This window comes from Portibacter marinus (genome assembly GCF_021533195.1).
GTDB lineage: Bacteria > Bacteroidota > Bacteroidia > Chitinophagales > Saprospiraceae > Portibacter > Portibacter marinus.
This window is the reverse complement of record NZ_JAJNKB010000011.1, coordinates 15,489-32,479: the sequence shown is the minus strand read 5'-3', so window position 1 is coordinate 32,479 and position 16,991 is coordinate 15,489. Positions and strand designations below refer to the sequence as shown.

General features: G+C 39.7%; 13 protein-coding genes and 1 pseudogene. 11 read left to right on the top strand and 3 right to left on the bottom strand.

Going from position 1 to position 16,991, the window contains the following annotated elements; translation table 11 throughout:
* The first annotated feature begins 94 nt into the window (after nt 1-94).
* The 3 genes from L2567_RS18780 (at nt 95) to L2567_RS18770 (ending at nt 4,253) form a co-directional block, all read left to right on the top strand.
* On the top strand, nt 95-1,549 hold the full coding sequence (locus L2567_RS18780; protein WP_235299394.1) for a glycerophosphodiester phosphodiesterase family protein: 1,455 nt from the start codon (nt 95-97) through the stop codon (nt 1,547-1,549).
* 10 nt (nt 1,550-1,559) lie between these two features.
* Nucleotides 1,560-3,047, top strand: a complete 1,488-nt coding sequence (locus tag L2567_RS18775) for a sulfatase family protein (protein WP_235299393.1) — start codon at nt 1,560-1,562, stop codon at nt 3,045-3,047.
* 189 nt (nt 3,048-3,236) lie between these two features.
* Entirely contained in the window at nt 3,237-4,253 is a 1,017-nt protein-coding gene (locus L2567_RS18770; RefSeq protein WP_235299392.1) for a LamG-like jellyroll fold domain-containing protein, read from the top strand.
* A 131-nt stretch (nt 4,254-4,384) separates the two neighbouring features.
* Here the strand turns inward: L2567_RS18770 and L2567_RS18765 are convergent, their stop codons facing one another.
* Nucleotides 4,385-4,789, bottom strand: coding sequence for a hypothetical protein (locus L2567_RS18765; RefSeq protein ID WP_235299391.1), 405 nt, complete (start codon nt 4,787-4,789; stop codon nt 4,385-4,387).
* A gap of 198 nt (nt 4,790-4,987) precedes the next feature.
* On the opposite strand from L2567_RS18765, the pseudogene L2567_RS21200 reads away from it, so the two are divergent.
* The 5 genes and pseudogenes from L2567_RS21200 to L2567_RS18745 all read left to right on the top strand — a co-directional run.
* Nucleotides 4,988-5,182: pseudogene (locus tag L2567_RS21200) on the top strand (mercuric transporter MerT family protein); the annotation flags it as partial.
* A gap of 15 nt (nt 5,183-5,197) precedes the next feature.
* Nucleotides 5,198-5,416, top strand: coding sequence for a GDCCVxC domain-containing (seleno)protein (locus L2567_RS21195; RefSeq protein ID WP_319942141.1), 219 nt, complete (start codon nt 5,198-5,200; stop codon nt 5,414-5,416).
* A 227-nt stretch (nt 5,417-5,643) separates the two neighbouring features.
* Complete coding sequence (locus tag L2567_RS18755; RefSeq protein WP_235299389.1) at nt 5,644-6,132, top strand: DUF4199 domain-containing protein; 489 nt, start codon at nt 5,644-5,646, stop codon at nt 6,130-6,132.
* A gap of 63 nt (nt 6,133-6,195) precedes the next feature.
* Nucleotides 6,196-7,245 carry a serine hydrolase domain-containing protein gene (locus tag L2567_RS18750; protein WP_235299388.1) on the top strand — a complete coding sequence of 350 codons (1,050 nt, stop codon included), beginning with the start codon at nt 6,196-6,198 and terminating at the stop codon, nt 7,243-7,245.
* Between the two features lie 118 nt (nt 7,246-7,363).
* Nucleotides 7,364-7,888 (top strand): methyltransferase domain-containing protein, encoded by a 525-nt coding sequence (locus tag L2567_RS18745; protein ID WP_235299387.1) that lies wholly within the window; start codon nt 7,364-7,366, stop codon nt 7,886-7,888.
* Here the strand turns inward: L2567_RS18745 and L2567_RS18740 are convergent.
* A complete protein-coding gene (locus L2567_RS18740; protein ID WP_235299386.1) occupies nt 7,885-11,913 on the bottom strand; it encodes a PKD domain-containing protein in 4,029 nt (1,342 codons plus the stop codon). The two genes, L2567_RS18745 and L2567_RS18740, sit on opposite strands and share 4 nt — an antisense overlap.
* A 519-nt stretch (nt 11,914-12,432) precedes the next feature.
* On the opposite strand from L2567_RS18740, the gene L2567_RS18735 reads away from it, so the two are divergent.
* Both L2567_RS18735 and L2567_RS18730 read left to right on the top strand, forming a co-directional pair.
* Nucleotides 12,433-13,479, top strand: a complete 1,047-nt coding sequence (locus L2567_RS18735; RefSeq protein ID WP_235299385.1) for a serine hydrolase domain-containing protein — start codon at nt 12,433-12,435, stop codon at nt 13,477-13,479.
* Between the two features lie 178 nt (nt 13,480-13,657).
* The gene (locus L2567_RS18730) at nt 13,658-14,779 is read left to right on the top strand and encodes a CehA/McbA family metallohydrolase domain-containing protein (protein ID WP_235299384.1); all 1,122 of its coding nucleotides are present in this window, start codon (nt 13,658-13,660) and stop codon (nt 14,777-14,779) included.
* A 15-nt stretch (nt 14,780-14,794) separates the two neighbouring features.
* Here L2567_RS18730 and L2567_RS18725 read toward each other — a convergent pair whose 3' ends face one another.
* Nucleotides 14,795-15,856: a bestrophin family protein gene (locus L2567_RS18725; protein ID WP_235299383.1), complete on the bottom strand. Its 1,062-nt coding sequence runs from the start codon at nt 15,854-15,856 to the stop codon at nt 14,795-14,797.
* A gap of 625 nt (nt 15,857-16,481) precedes the next feature.
* Here L2567_RS18725 and L2567_RS18720 point away from each other — a divergent pair.
* Nucleotides 16,482-16,907, top strand: a complete 426-nt coding sequence (locus L2567_RS18720; RefSeq protein WP_235299382.1) for a hypothetical protein — start codon at nt 16,482-16,484, stop codon at nt 16,905-16,907.
* The last annotated feature ends 84 nt before the right edge of the window (nt 16,908-16,991 follow it).

The following is a 16,991-nucleotide window of genomic DNA, read 5'->3' as shown; positions in this document are numbered from 1 at the left end:
ATCATATTTTTGTTTGATTTTGCTAACGATGTTTGGTTCCACATTATTCGCACAGCAAAATCACTCAAATCACCTATCATCAAAGATCAAGGTGATGACGTATAACATTCGTTTAGATGTACAGAGTGACGGAGAGAATGCGTGGACCCATCGCAAGGAATTTCTTGCCAGTCAGATAAGATTTCATGCGCCACATGTATTGGGAACTCAAGAAGGCTTGCCTCACCAAATAGATTGGCTAGATGAGCAATTATTAGCCTACTCCAGAATCGGAGAGGGTAGAGAAGGGGGGCATAAAGGAGAATATAGTGCCATTTATTATGATCGTAAAAAGTTGGATTTAAAGGAATCAGGAACCTTTTGGCTTTCGACAACACCCGATACCGTTTCTATTGGATGGGATGCAGCCTTGCCTCGTATCGTTACCTGGGGCCAGTTTGTGGATCGGGATTCTGACGAAGAGTTCTTGGCATTCAATACCCATTTTGACCATAAAGGAAGTGAGGCTAGAATCAATAGTGTCGATCTTATTCTTTCGATGATGGATTCCTTAAATAAGGAGCAATTTCCCGTTGTCATGATGGGAGATTTCAATCTGACACCGGAGACACAACCCATCCGGAATCTTTCTAAGATGATGAATGATGCTCATGAAAAATCACCGATTAAGCTTGGACCGAGTGGTACTTTTACTGGCTTTAATCACGAGGTGCCAGCCCAACGAAGAATCGATTACATTTTCGTAAGTCCACAGATCGATGTCCTTAAATTTGCGACTTTGACAGACGCTATAGAAAGTCGGTATGCTTCAGATCATTTTGCGCTAGTAGCAGAATTGAATTTGAGAACCCTACCGCTAATCATTGCGCACCGAGGTGCCAGCGGCTACGCTTTAGAAAACTCACTCGATGCATTCGGGAAAGCAGTTGAAATGAATTCTGATATGATCGAGTTGGATGTATTTACTCTTAAGGATGGAAATGTGGTTTGCTTTCACGATAGCGACTTAAAACGATTGACTGGCACTAAAGGAGATATCTCAGAATATACCTTGGAACAACTTAACCAGCTAACTTTGCTTAATGGTTCAAGAATACCACTCCTATCTGAGGCTTTAAAGGTGGTTGATAAGCAGTTGCGAATCAACGTAGAGTTAAAGGGCCCCGGCACTGCAGAACCAACCTATCATCTCATTCAAAAGTTTATCAGTGACCATGGATGGAAGTTAGGAGATTTTCATATTTCCAGTTTCAGACATGATGAATTAGCCATCATGCGAAACTTAAGTAATACCATTGAAATTGGAATTTTGCCTCATGGAGATTTGGATAAAGCTATTGAAGTAGGTAATAAGCTTAATGCCTATTCCATTAACGCGTATCATGGAAGTCTCGATGAAGAATCGGTTGCAAATCTACATGAATCCGGCTTTAAGATTTACGCCTGGACAGTGAATTCCTATTCGGACATTCAACGACTGATGGAACTTGGAATTGATGGATTTATTACGAATTATCCAGACCGGGTCATGCAGGTCGCATCACAATAAATATTGATTAATGAAATTATTTTCTTTCTTATCACTAGTCCTCCTGACGGCCTGCACCAGTATAAAGAGCCAAGGCCCGGAATTCACTTCTCCGCCCAATGTATTACTTATTGTAATTGACGATCAGGGTTATGCTGATTATTCACCATTTGATCATTACAATGGCGAAGCGCAGACTGTCCACATGGCCAGGTTGGCCAAGTCAGGAACCATTTACACGCAGGCATATGTGACCGCTCCTGTTTGCAGTCCTAGCAGAGTTGGATTTCTCACCGGAAAAAATCAATTTCGATGGGATGGTCCAGCAAGTTGGGGCCCGGGACTACCGGATAGCGTGAAAACGATCGCAGAATATTTGCAGGAGAATGGATATGCCACTGCACGAATAGGTAAAAGTGATTTGGGGCGTAATTTTCACGCCAAATATGACAAGCGCGAATATCCATTGCGTCACGGCTATGAGGAGTTTTTAGGTTTTAATGCTCATGCACATGACTTTTGGCTTCACAGCACCTCAATGAGGGAACGCACTCCGGACCCATATGGTACAAGCGCAGTGTTGGGTCCGTTGCTTCACAATGAAGGAGAAAAAAGCTATGAAGAAGGATACCTGACAGACATCCTCACCAATGAAGCCATTGACTATATTGGGAAACGAAGCGAAAAGGATCAGCCTTACTTTCTGACATTGGCATACAATTCCGTACACCATCTTATTCATGAAGTACCTCAAAAGTATTTAGACCTTTATGAAGTGGAACCCATTGACAATTATGATCCATCTGACAGTCTTAAGTTTCTTCATCATGCTGCAGGTTCCTATTCGGCGTACTATGATAAGTATTCACGATTGGGCGCTATTAATCAGGAAGCTATGCGCAAATACTACCTGGCTAATTTGCATTGTTTGGATGATAACATCGGTCGCTTGCTGGATGCGATGGAAAATGGTGATCAATATGAAAATACCATGATCATTTTCGTATCAGATAATGGAGGATCACCACTTACAGGAGCGGATAACGCGCCATTGACAGGAGGAAAATATGCACTTTGGGAAGGAGGCATCAGGGTGCCAATGGCTGTGAAATGGCCCGGTCAGAAAAAAGGTGGTTTGGTGGAAGAAAGAGTGGTTTCAACCTTGGATCTTTTGCCGTCTATTGCCAAGGTAGCAGGCGTAAAACTTGATGATCCTACAATAGATGGAAGGCTTTTATCTGAACCAGACTCAGATCGACTTTTGGTATGGAAATGGCAAAAGACATGGGCCGTAAGAAAAGGAGATTGGAAATTGACGAATACGAACGAAAACCATTGGAAAAGCGAGCCTTCGGCGCAGTACGTTGAGCCTATCAGAGATGATTTAAGTTTAAAACTGTTCAACTTGAGTGTAGATCCTGGAGAGCGAAATGATCTTTCAGAAGCTATGCCGGATAAGGTTCAGGAGTTGCAGCAAGCTTACGATCTGTGGTGCGATGCAAATTTAAATAAATATTAAATGGCTGTTATCATACTGTAAACACGCGTGTTTACTAAGCTGTTATGTTGGACGAAAGTTTTTTATTTACCAATTAATCTCCTATCTTCGTATAGATTGAATGTGTAATGTTTAACCGAGTCATTATGAAATGTAATGATTCAAATTTCACTCAAAACTTAAGATGAAGTGGAATTAAAAACTTAATTTATGAGAAAAATTTTACCTTTTTTAGCGCTTTTAATTTTTACCGGTTTGTATGCTCAAGACCTGGAAGAGGGATTGGTCATGCACTATCCATTAGATGGTAATTTGACAGATACCATTTCAGGTATCACAGCGGAAAACAATGGAAACCTGACATTCGAAGAAGGTATCAAAGGCGGTGCAGTGAGATACTTTAATCAAGATGCGTATTTTGTTACGCCGGAGGGAAAGCTTCAAGTTGGACCGGCAGCAGATGGTGGAACGGCGGGTACTTTTGCGCTTTATGTAAATCATCGAGCGGCACCTTTAGAGACTGATCGCCAGAATTATCTAGCTCAAAAAAATGGTTGTGGTCCAGAGGACAATAACAGAGGTAGGGTTGTGTTGTACAGACAAAATCCTAATAACGAGAGTGATCCAGATAGTATCATTTCATTTTTGACTGGAAGACCTTTAAGGACGAATTATAAGTTGGATGAAGCAGATACATGGATACATTTATGCTTAACGGTTGATCCTGAAATTAGGGAGTGGGCTTTCTTTGTGAATGGCCAGGAAACAAGAAGAGATACTTTCACGGGAGATACGCAAGTGGAAAATTCTTGTGGTGAGTTTGTAGTGGGCCATCACCTGACCTTTACCAACGAGAATCAGACTTTTGATGGTTTGATGGATGACTTAAGATTTTACAATCGAGTGCTTTCTCAAGAGGAAATCGATATGTTGGTAGTAGGATCTTCTTCTGTGAAGAACGAATTGGTGGATAGAAGCATTAAGTTTGCACCCAATCCAGCGAGTACCCATCAGCCTATTGAAATTACTTTAGATCCTTCTGAATTTCAGTCAGGTGATGGATTAGAAATTAGCATAATGAATGCAAACGGTCAAAGAGTGCTTAATCGCCGGTTTGACAGTTTCAGAAGTAAGTTGACACTAGATCATGATCTAAGTGCTGGTTTCTATTCAGTAACCATCAGCGATGGTCAGAATTCTTCCATCAATAAGTTGATCATTCAATAGATAGAACAAGAATAGTAGTTTACTACTAAAAATAAAATTGGGCGCAGCAATAATGGTTGTGCCCTTTTTTTATGTCAATGATGATTTTAAATGGATGGTATATTTGAATAAGTATTTCCGCTTCCTATAAATCATTTAGCATTTATCCAACGCTTTCGCTTTTCCCAATAGTCTTCAAAGGACAAACGAGGATGTGTAATCTTAATTTGCTCTTCATAACTTTTGGGATCAAACACTACGTTGGTATCCACCACTTCCACATAATCAATTCTAGCGGTTACCTTGTCAAATAAATTTCTGAGTTCGTAAATTCTTTCCAACTCAGCGCATGTTATAGTATCTCTGTTTATGGTCACTTTTTCAGTAAAAGTTTCGATGTTGAATACTGATGAAGTATCGGCCAGGACGACCATGCAGTAGGGATCTTCCTTTTTTTGTAAAGTATTTGATGTGCGTTTAATTTCAAACAGTGTGCTTTGTGCAGTTGATGACAATGCTAAAATCATAGTGAAGAAGATGAGAAATGTTGATTTCATTTTACAATTGTTTAATAAGTAGGATGCTGATTTTGGACTTTTTGGTTTGGGGCGATGAGCAGATTTTTAGGACTGGCAAATTCTATTTGCCAGATGATTGAAAAGGCAATTGCAAGGCCCGGAAAAGGAGGTACAATAGTTTAGTCGTAGAAATATGATCCTATTTTCAGTATATTGTGGTCCATTTAAGATTCAAGTTTGAATTACAAGAAATCAATCCTCGGAGGCGCAATCGCTTTCATCATTGCAACGAGTTGCTGTTGGCTTCCAGCTGTATTACTTGGTCTGGGAGCAGGGAGTACATTAATTGGGATCAGTAATGGATTGGAAAAGTATAGCGGCCTTTTCATGACAGCAGGAATTGGACTATTGTTATTTGCAGCACTTCAATTTTACAAAAATAGAAGCATGTCAACAAATCAAAACTTTGTACTTCGCTCTGTCCTTAAATGTCCTGAATGCGGACATCGAAATGTAGAGACCATGCCTACAGACGCTTGCCAATTCTTCTACGAATGTACGAATTGCCAAACTGTACTTAAGCCCAAAGCCGGTGATTGCTGCGTATATTGCAGCTACGGTAGTGTGGCATGCCCTCCGGTCCAATTAGATCAAGAATGTTGTTGATCCAGCCGCATCAACGTAATAGGAAAATTTGTAAAATGTTAGGTAGTACCAAACATTAAAGACGACGTGAATAAGATTAAATTTTTGCAATGTCACCTAGAACTATAGTTGATATCTACGTTTTAGGCTAATGACGTTTTAATGCTGCGAGCTATCAGGAACTTAATTTCTCAGTGAGGTCAACAAGTTTTGCTGATGGCATACGTACTTTACAAAAAGTTGAAATTTTGAATTACAAAACGGAGTTACAATGGAGCGCTATCTTCTTTTCTGTCACCATCCTATGGAAGGTATTTGAGAAGATGATGGGGTGGCATGGCGAAAATATAACTGAGCATTCTAAATTTTCTATCCTTTATGATGGATTGTTTATCGCTGTTTATCTCTTTGCCTTTTGGGATAAAAGAAGGTCTGTAGGATTCAATGGTTTTCCATTAGCAAAAGGTATTAAATTTGGTATGATCATCACATGTATAATTACTTTATTGAGTCCGATAGTACAAGCGATTACACATCAATTAATTTCACCTGATTTTTTTCCTAATATCATAGATCTTGCCGTTCAGAATAATCTTATGAACATAAATGAAGCCCAAAATAAATTTAATCTAAGCAATTATATTATGGAGAATATGATTGGCACATTTGCTTTGGGAACAATTTGTTCCCTTGTTCTAGCATTTGTGTTTAGAAGAAAAGAACACCATGTCATATAAAAGTTGGCGTCTATCACCGAATTTTTAAGATTATTTTACCTTTGCTTGCGAGAAAATAAAAGGATGAAAAAGTTTGTTTACTTTCTATTTTTGACCCTCGTAACCCTATCAGCGGTAGGACAGGGGCAAAAACACAATGACGTCTCGACAGTGTCTTTACCGATCGATACCTTACTGAAGCGAAACAATATTCCGGCTGTCGGTATTGCAAAGATAAACGATGGTAAGCTCCAACAGATTGTCGTTTATGGGCATTTAGAGCAGGGTGAAACAGCACCTTTTAACACGATTTTTAATGTGGCATCATTGACCAAGCCAATTGTTACTATGTTGACATTGCAATTGGTCGAAAGTGGAGATTGGGACTTAGATGAGCCATTGCATATTAATTGGACTGATCCCGATGTTTTGAGTGATATCAACAGTAAAAAAATCACTACAAGGCATGTGCTTTCACATCAGACAGGTTTTAAAAACTGGCGTTCAGAAAACCAATCAGGTCGTCTGGAATTTGATTTTCCTCCTGGTACTTCCTTTCGTTATTCGGGGGAAGGATTTGAATATTTGAGAAGAGCGCTAGAAGCCAGATTCAATACATCACTAGAGTCACTTGCCGACTCTTTACTATTTGAACCACTGAAAATGGAGGATACTCATTTCTATTGGAATGATTCTATCAATGAAAATAGGTTTGCCAAATGGCATGATGCCCAAGGAATAAACGTATATGAAACGTACAAACATACCACTGCCAATGCAGCTGACGATTTGTTAACGACCATTGAAGATTATGGTCGATTTGCCGAATTTGTCATAAATGGAGCCAATTTATCCACTGAATTATTCCATGAAATGACTTCTCGGCAGAATGGTATGGAAAATGCCATCGTCATGGGATTGGGGTGGGAGATCTTACCAAACCTTAAAGAAGATCAATATGCGCTCCTTCATACCGGTGGAGACAAAGGTGTTAATACCTTAATCATGTTACTGCCCAGAACAAAAGAGGGTCTTGTCATTTTTACAAATGGGGATAATGGTAAGAATCTCTTCTTCGAGCTCATCGAAAAGAATCTATCACTTGGCGAGCACATAGTCGGAAAAGCAGAGTAAAAACGGTGCAACTATATATCCATAAGATAAAATGGATCATGATTTTCGGAATGTTATGATCTTCTGGGTTATATTGTTAAACAAGTAAATCATTAATGAGAGCTGGATTGAAGCTTCAATGCTGAGAAGCCTTATGGCTTGTGGGACAGCGTATAGAAGATTTAGGATATGGAAATTGTTTACGATGAGGGTCAATGAAAACAATGATGATATGGTGAGCGTCGAATACGATAAATATTATCAAACAAAAAATTTGTTTGGCGATCCTTATCCTGAATTGATTGCATTTTATTCTGCGATCAAGAATAGAGGAAAGCTTTTAGACTTAGGATGTGGTCAAGGTAGGGATGCAATAGCATTGGCTAGATTAGGATTCGAAGTTACTGGGATTGACCTTTCAAGAGTCGGGATTGAACAACTCAATGAAATTGCGGAAACCGAAAACTTGCCATTAAAGGGAATGGTCAGCGACATCTACGAGTACTCCAATTATAAGGAATTTGACTTTGTGCTATTAGATAGCATGCTTCACTTTGGGAAAAAAGAAAAACAAAGAGAAATGGCGCTTTTAAAAAGCATTATCAAATGGGTAAAACCACAAACTCATATTACAATTTGTATTCAAAATTCAGGAGATTGTTAATCTATATACTTAAACTGCCACGAGAAATGCTCCATAAGCTTGTTGCCAAATATATCTTCGATCAACTCCTCTGACTCCTCTTCCTTGCCGAGAATCAAGTCTGCAATATCAAGGGGACTCCTTCGCACTTCCTCATCCTCCTCCTCTTCTTGTGGTTTCGGTTTTTCATCAGTGGGCAGGCCCAACATGTCCTTCAGTACATTTGCATTTTCTTTGTTTTCATCATCCGATGTCAATTTATCCACCTGCTTAGCAAGAAACCTCTTTAATGGACTGGACTTCTGCTTTGCCTGAGCTTCTCTCTCTTTTTTCTCTTTTTCCTCTCTTTCCTTTTTAGCAATTTCTTCCTTGCTAGGGCCCTTTCGATAGGAAATCTTATATTCTGAATTCGGTGTCAAGGCCTCATGCGGAATAATCTTTATCGATAGAAAGTCTTCCGAATATTCAACGCGATAAGGTACGGCTGATATCTTACCACTCTGGTCTCGCTCGAATATCTTAAACCACTGATCTGATTTTGAGGAAGGCTTGATGGGATTGGAAAATTTGATGATAATATCTTCCATTGATCCGAGTCTCCGATTCGGAGTATACCATTCCATAATAAAGGGAAAATCGAGATGGACGGGAATCAGCTTCGAAGAAGTGTGGTATCCGTCAGAGACCTCCACCTTAAAGACAGGATTCTCACCCGGTTTCAATCCTGACACATTGATATCTGTTTTTGCACCATTTAAGATTTTGATCAACTGCCATTCTTGTACGCCATTTGGACTGTAATAGACCTTGAAATTTAGCTCTTCATGGTCCGGATCAGACCCTGCAAATTCAAATGAAGTCAAACCTTCCAAAGTGTCGTTTGCTGATGGAGAGATGATCTGAAAAGTAGGTCCATATGAAGAAACACTATACGAATCTAAGGTCTTGTCTTTTTCGACAATACTAAAAGTCGAAGGTGACGCATTTCTAGGAATTTCAATCGAAGTATAAAAGGGGATCACGTCCTGCGATTTCTCAATCGAACAGGTTTGGATATCAGGAACAGGACTGAAACTTTGACGCGCGATGACCTTACCTGCCTCATCCAAGCAGCTTAAAGTTAAGAAACCTTCAATTGGCGCATATCCTACCTTATGCTCAAGCGGTCTCACAGCAGTTATTTCAACATCACCACTTCGGCGATCATATTGACCTGAAACATAAACAGAAATGGTTTCTTCTAAGACTGGTTTACTACCCGCTATAGAAGCCCATTCATATCCCAACTCGGAATCAGGGGCATGAAAACTTAATCCCTTTCCTGATTGCTTAATATGTTTTAATGCTTTGAGATATTGTGGTTTGTCTATCCAGGCTTCCTTATAGAAAACATTTGCCAAATCTGGAAACATAATGGAAGCTAATTCATCTGACTCTCCATTTCCATGGTCGCAACTTTTGACGTAGCCACGATTTCCATTGGGAATAATTCTAAATCCATCAATATGGTCGTGCCATATCTCATCTTCCCAATGATCAAAAGGCAGACTAGCAACAATTTCCCTGATTTCATCAATAGCTGCGCGAGGTACATGTTCCAGATAGAATGTATGACCGAGCTCATGTGCCAAGGTGGGTCTCTTTAAATGTTTCTCTACTTCATCAAACCTAATGGTAATAAATTCTTTTCCCCACATGGGCCTGAATCCATCACCATTACTTCGAAAAGTTTCTCCTGGAGCACCAATCTTAAATGAGTAAATCATGACGACAATATCTGCATCTGAAGTCAGAATTAATTCATTGTAAATACGTTCTAACGCAAATTCAAATAAACCATCTTCCATCAAACTTAATAGTTGATATGCCATTACTCCACCAGCTCCACCTTCTGTCAGATCCACAATGCTATCTATGTCTGCGGTCTGTATATCCATGATCTCCTCAGCTATGAGAGAACCTTTGTAGATCGACTGAATCTCATAAATGGGAAAAATTTGCTCGCTCAATCGATTGTTCTTCCTGATGTATTCATAGATATCTGCCAATTCAAGTTCATTGATAAAGTCTGTAAGCCCACTTTTCAAATAATAATATTCCATCTTCAATTTGGGCTTCATGCCAGCGTGCTTCATATTATAAGTGACCTGATACTTCAGATCTTCTCCTCCAGTTGGGCACACCTGATAGTTAGGTATGATCTCAATATCCATTGTATTGCCATCCGAAGGCCGAGGTTTCCAGGAGTAAAGATTCTGCGTATTGCGAGCCATGGTCGTATCCTCCCTGTTGAATTCACTCTGATGTTTAATGGTCACCGCCTCATCCCTCCCTAGTCTCCTTCCATTTCCCCTCATTTTAATGACAGCCGGAAATTCCTTCACAAAACTTCGATCACTCACATCACTGGGCTTTTCCCAATTCAATAAAATCCTTACCACGGTGTTTTTATCAGTGATCAAAGGAGCATCCGCTACCGATTGATACACTTTGACAGAGAGCTCATTGGGTTCAATTAAGGTAGAAAACGTCCATTCTTCTGCCTGGGTCAATTGGCCTCCCTGGTCACTCTTCAAACCTTGTGGTCCATCCTGAATCATTAATTGGTATTTGACCCCGTTCCGCAAAGCATCTTTTGGAATGATCAAGATTTTGCTTGGATCCGTATAATCAATGGCAATATCTGCAATCTTAAATTGCTCAGAACCATCATAGTATCCTAGCTTGATGTTATTGGCTGTAATGGAATTGGGGTCAATGTTTTCTGTAAATGTAACTTCCAGACAGGGGTCATCAGGATTGACGTTAACCTTATCATTTCCCAGGGAAAAGTCCAGTATTGAAAATGGATTGAGCTCTTCCTCACAGCCAACACTCATATGCCAGGCTGCAACATCATTGACCCTTATGTTGAAGCTCAAATCAACATTAATGTACTGAGGTGGATTCTCAGGGTCTTCAGATTCGCATCGTTCACACATTAATGCTGACAAGCTACCTTTCAGGCGTCCACCGACCATCGGTTCAAAGTTGACAGTACCTGAAACAGCCTCAAAAGAATGACCATAAATATCTTCGCCGGTTTGGGCTGCATTTAACATATCAGGAATCAAACTGAGTTGCCGAAAGGCGGAGCCGGTAAATTGTGTCCAATCCTCTTGCACTTCCTGGATTCTAAACCCAGTCTTTTGATTTTCATACAATGAGGTCATCAAATAATTTCTTAAAGACAAATAAAATTTATCTTCCCCTTTCCCAATCTCAAATGAATTATCGGCTAATCTTAACATACTCTGATTGAAAAGCCAGAAAAAAGTATTGGTGTTATCGTCATACAGCGTGATGGCCTTAAAGCAAGAGGTTACTTCTCGGGTGATGGTGTCGATTCTGGTCTGATACATGATACTGGTGGCTCCCGCAAGATTAAGATCGAGATCTCCGGAGGTCGATCCATACCAATCATTTTCCACTGAAATAGTAATAGATTCAGAATCCTTACCACCATCACCATCATCCACTTCAAGTCTGACTGTATAGACACCCGGTAGGGTATAAAAATGAGAGACTTCATCGTAACTCGTTCCCTCTTTGATGTTGCCATCGCCAAAATCCCATTTATAAGTAATCTGGTCATCTCCCGGATCATAAACCACTGCCTCAAATGTTGCTTTCTGATTTGCAAAATCAGTATTCTTTCCATTTAGATAGCGTATTTCCGGCCTGACGTTGTTGACTTTTATGGTCTTACTTAAGCTCAGAATTTGGCCTTCTTCATCCTGGGTTGAAAAATCAATCGCATAACTGCCATCATCTGAATAAATATGACCCGTTTTAAATGAATTCAACAATGCTTTGGGACTTCCATCTCCGAAATCCCAATGGCATATGAGGTTCCCACTTTGTGTACTGTTATCAGTATCAATTTCGTAGCTTTCAAAGGTGCCTTCATCAATTTCAGAAGGTGTAATGATTTCCTTCAAAACAATTTGCGATTGCAAATTCAAGGACAAAGTTATTACCAAAATAAAAGTCAGAAACCTTACCATAGCTTTAGGAGTTTTTATGATTGCTGAGATAAATTAGCAAAAAGTCCATAAAATTCCTAGGAATTTAGTAATTGCTGTTTAGTAGTGATCTGTACAAGCGACCCGTTCACGCAGAAGGACTTTTAAGTATGGAGGACATTTTTCTATATGCAAGGTATAAAATGCATGTGTAATACATTTTCTGGAACCATTATAATGAGGGCGTAGGCCGGAGAGAGCGACCCTTTGACGATGCGGTAGAAGTGTTAATTGTCGATCAATGAACTTAAGGAATACAAGAATACATTCTTTAAATCATTTTCGACAGATTTTCACAACATACCTCGATCAATACATGACCATACCAGCCTGCACAAGATCTTCTAACTACCAGTGATCCCATTGACTTAGATGAGCACTCTTATGCCTAAGATGCAAAAAATGTTTACGACCTAAGCAAGACAAATGCAACGATAGGAAATCGCAAGTGTCTTTAAATAAAATTTACTAAAATCATTAAATTTTAAGAAACCTGAAGTAATGACGAAATCTAGCTTATTCTTCCTTTTACTAGTATCAATTGTAAACAACTCGTTGGCTCAAAATACAATAGAGACTGAGCGTACTGCTCAGCAAGAAGTGATAGCGTGGATCTCAGAGGCCAATGTCCCGGGAATTGCCATTTCTGTTATTGAGGATGGCCTTGTCGTAAACACAATCGTAGAAGGAATTGATGTCAATGGCAACGACATATCCTCTTCTACAGTATTCGACGTTGCTTCACTTACTAAATCGATCACAACCCTTGCTGTGATCAAACTCATAGAAAAGGAAAATCTGGATCTTAATGAACCTCTTTATCACCAGTGGATTGATCCGGATGTGCAAGGTGATATGAGACATCAGAAATTAACTTTTATCAATACACTGAGTCACCAGAGTGGTTTTAAAAATTGGAGGTACATGTACGATGATAAAAAGTTAGCATTTGAATTTGAACCCGGAACGCAGTTTCAGTATTCTGGAGAAGGATTTGAATATGTCCGGAAAGCTCTGGAAAACAAATATAACGACTCATTTGAAAATCAGGTTCAAAATTTGGTTTTCGAGCCTTTGGGTATGAAAAATAGTTCCTTGGTATGGAGTCCGAAAATGGAGGAACTAAACTTTGCGGGGGCCCATGATGGAGCAGGAAATGCGTATGATTATGTCAAGTCCGATGAGGTGAATGCGGCAGATAATCTTTTAACCACCTTGGAAGATTTTACCGAACTTACCTTGGCATTGCTTCAAAGTACTTATCTCGACCAGTCTCTCTTCAATAAAATGATTGAACCACAAGTTGAGGTCAGAAGCGGAATAAGTTTTGGACTGGGTTGGATCGTTTTCGAGGATCTATCCAATGGCGATTATGCATTATTTAACTCAGGCAGTGATCAAGGTGTAAATTCTCTGGTTGTGATGTTACCGGAGTCAAAAAGAGGTCTGGTGGTGTTGACCAATGGGGATAATGGTAGAGATCTGTGCATGAGAGCTATAAAACACTTCCTTGGTGAACCGGGATTGGAAATGTTGTCACGCTTTTAGGTGATTCTCGTTAGACTTTATATTATATTTGTTTGGTACTACCTAACTTTTGATATTTCAATGACCTATGATAAGGCTTTATAAAGCATTTCTCAAACTCCACGCTTTACATTTCGTATTCATATGGATAGGACTTTTTGTACTGTGCATTTCCTGTAATGACAATTCAACCCCGGAGATGAACAAATGGTATAAAGGCAACCTCCATACCCATTCGTATTGGAGCGATGGTGATGAATTTCCGGAAGTCATCATGGACTGGTATAAGCGTCATGATTATCACTTTGTGGCTTTGTCAGATCACAATACATTGGCCGAAGGCGATCGATGGGTCACCATCAGGAAGGATTCTATGTATCAGGAGGCTTTTCAGGATTATTTGAATTCTTATGGTGAAAATTGGGTGACTTATAGCATAGATACAGGCGTGACCCGTGTGAAATTGAAAACCCTGGAAGAGTACCGAAGTAAGTTTGAGGAAGAAGAGCAATTCCTGATCATTGCTTCAGAGGAGATTACGGATCAATATGATCGAAAACCCATACACCTCAACGCTACCAATATTCAGGAAACAATCGAACCTCAGGGAGGTGGCAGTGTCAGCGAGGTATTGCAGAACAACATTGACGCAGTCCTACGCCAACGAGAAGCGTTACAGGTCCCTATGATTCCTCATGTTAATCATCCCAATTTTGGTTATGCATTGACCGTATCAGACATGATTCAGCTGGAAGGGGAACGTTTTTTTGAAGTGTACAATGGTCATCCACAAGTCCATAATACGGGAGATTCGACCCACGTCTCCACCGAGGAAATGTGGGACCTGATCAATATCGCTTATGTCAATAATGATCAACCTTTGATGTATGGATTGGCCACAGATGATGCCCATCATTATCATCGAAAGGGAGAAAGTTGGAGCAATGCCGGTCGGGGCTGGATTTATGTCAATGCAGATTCCTTAAAACCCCGTTCACTGATTGCTGCGATGGAAGCAGGAAATTTTTATGCCAGTACAGGAGTAGAATTGGAGGAGACCCTTTTCCAAGACCATCAATTATCCGTAAAAGTGAAGGCAGTCGAAGGCATAGATTACGAAATCAGTTTTATAGGATGCAGGAAAGGGAATTCGACATCAGAGGAGTTTTTGAAGGTCAATGGTACAAGTGCTCAATTTGAATTAGAGTCGGAACATCTATTCGTCCGTTGTAAAATTACCTCTTCAAAGCTTCATCCGAATCCTGTAGAAAACATTCGCTTTGAATCTGCATGGGTGCAGCCTGTTAGGATAGGGGATTAGCCAAACCTTCCCACATTACATTTGAGTGTCATAAATCATTGGAAATTGAGCTGGAATCTCTTCATCCACTTCTCCCAGGTTTTGTCTCAGATCAATTTCAATTCCTCGTGCTATAGTGGAAATCGGTACATCATTGGCCGAACCCTCGAATGGGTTTTCACCGGTTCTTCCGATCCGTTCCATAGTATGAAAAACCCAGGCCACAGCCACGTAAAATGGAATGCTTAGCCATACAAAAAGATCACCTATGATCGGCTGTTTGTCCATCATATCGGCACCTATTTCTGCAAATTGTGGAACCAGTGCCAATGGTAAAAACAGTACAAAAATCCACATAAAGTAATGGTTCAAAGTGGCAAAATGACGTGGATATGGAAAGTTCTTGATCCGTTCAGATTTGCCCTGGAGGGTAAACAATTCTTCTAAGACGCCCTCCAACTGTAAGAACGAAAACTCCCAGACTGATCCGGCTTCTTTAAGTCTCCTTAGATGGTGAGACTGGAGATAAAGTAGGGCCGTTTGTTTGTTGTTTTTGCTAAGTACATAATCAATGTCATCCTGACTCAGGTAAGGTTTGATATCCTCGGCCACCGTGGATTCCCATTCTGGTGGGTGGATCATTTTACTCCATTCCTGATTGCTTTTTTCCTGCATCACATGCTCCCAGGGTTTGGAACTTCTCATAGCGTGCCTTAGTGCGGTCATCCAGGCGATGTGACGGTAAACAAGGGTCTTGATTTCTTGGTGAATTTCTTCCTTGGCCAATGGTATTTTTGCATGTTCATTGGTCACCATATCCTGCACATACATACCGAAGGTTCGGGAAGTATTCACGATGCCTCCCCATATTTTGCGGGCCTCCCAAATTCTTCCATAGGCGGCATTATTTTGAAAACCAATGACGAAAGCTACTGCAGTGCCAATGAGGGCAAGAGGTGTCCATGGGATCTTGAGCCAATTGAGTTCAAAGAAATAATAAAGGGCAACCACTACTGTGATTACTCCGATAAAAAGGAAGGTCTCAAATCGAGTCCACCTGATCATGTCTGAGGTCTTGTAAACTTTTTTAGTGTACATATGGGCTGGGTAAAAATTGAAGAATCGTTAAATATTCGATTAATATAGTAAACTTCAGGGAGATTGATGAAAAGATAAATGAGTAGGATAAGGTGATTAATGTGGACATTGCGAGAATGGATGAATGGCGAATAATGCAATAATTACGAATTACGGATTATGAGTGATAATCAAATTAGTTCTAGAATCTAAATCAAACCAGTGAGTTCTAAAGTGAATTTGTAACCAATGCAGTAGTTCTTGTATGTACACTACGATACTGAAGAACATTTGATTATCCGTATTATATAAAAGGGCGGCATTAATCTAGAGATCACAGTCATGAAGACTGGTCAGAATATCTCGTGAAGACCAATATTAAGTGGGAAAATTACAGAGTAAACGCTAAGTTTCACAATAATCCTATTAGTCAATTGGGAATAGTGAATTATACTACTTATTTAATATTAGATGAGGATTCAAAAGTAGCTTTACGCACGTCAAGTTTGACCGAGGTTTCTGAATTTATTGGAAAATATAGAAAGCGAAATGATAGATAATTGGCTTTAACACCATTGCTTAGGTGAAATAAGATGAGAAAATATAGACATAAAGCGTCTTTATTCGTTTATAAAAAAAATAGCACATGAAAAATCTATTGATACTTACAATCCTCTTGTCCTTCTCCGCGTGCGAAAAACATCAGATTGAAAAAATTGAAGAGCGCGATCTTGTTGGAGAGTGGGGAACTGAATCGATCCAGCTCATCGATATAAATGGTAATGAGATTGATCATGAAACAATGGCAGGTTCTTATTTAAGACTATCTGATGACAAGACTTTCATCTTAAATTATGTCGGAGGCACGTGGAGTGTGGATGATCGAAAATTGATGGTTAAAAACCAATTGACGGACTTAAGCTTTAGCTTTAACTATCGGATTATGGATGTAAACGATGAATCGTTGGTCTTGAAAATTGAAGATGTTAACAGTGAAAATGCCCATCATCCCCTAAAGGGTATTGACGACAATCTCCAGTCAATTGTTGAGACCTTTAAAAAGATTGAATAGAAAGCGTAGTTTGATGTATTGACATTTTTTAAGTAGTATTTTAGGCCAAGCAGGGCTTTGTTTTACTTCATCCAGAAACGTTGA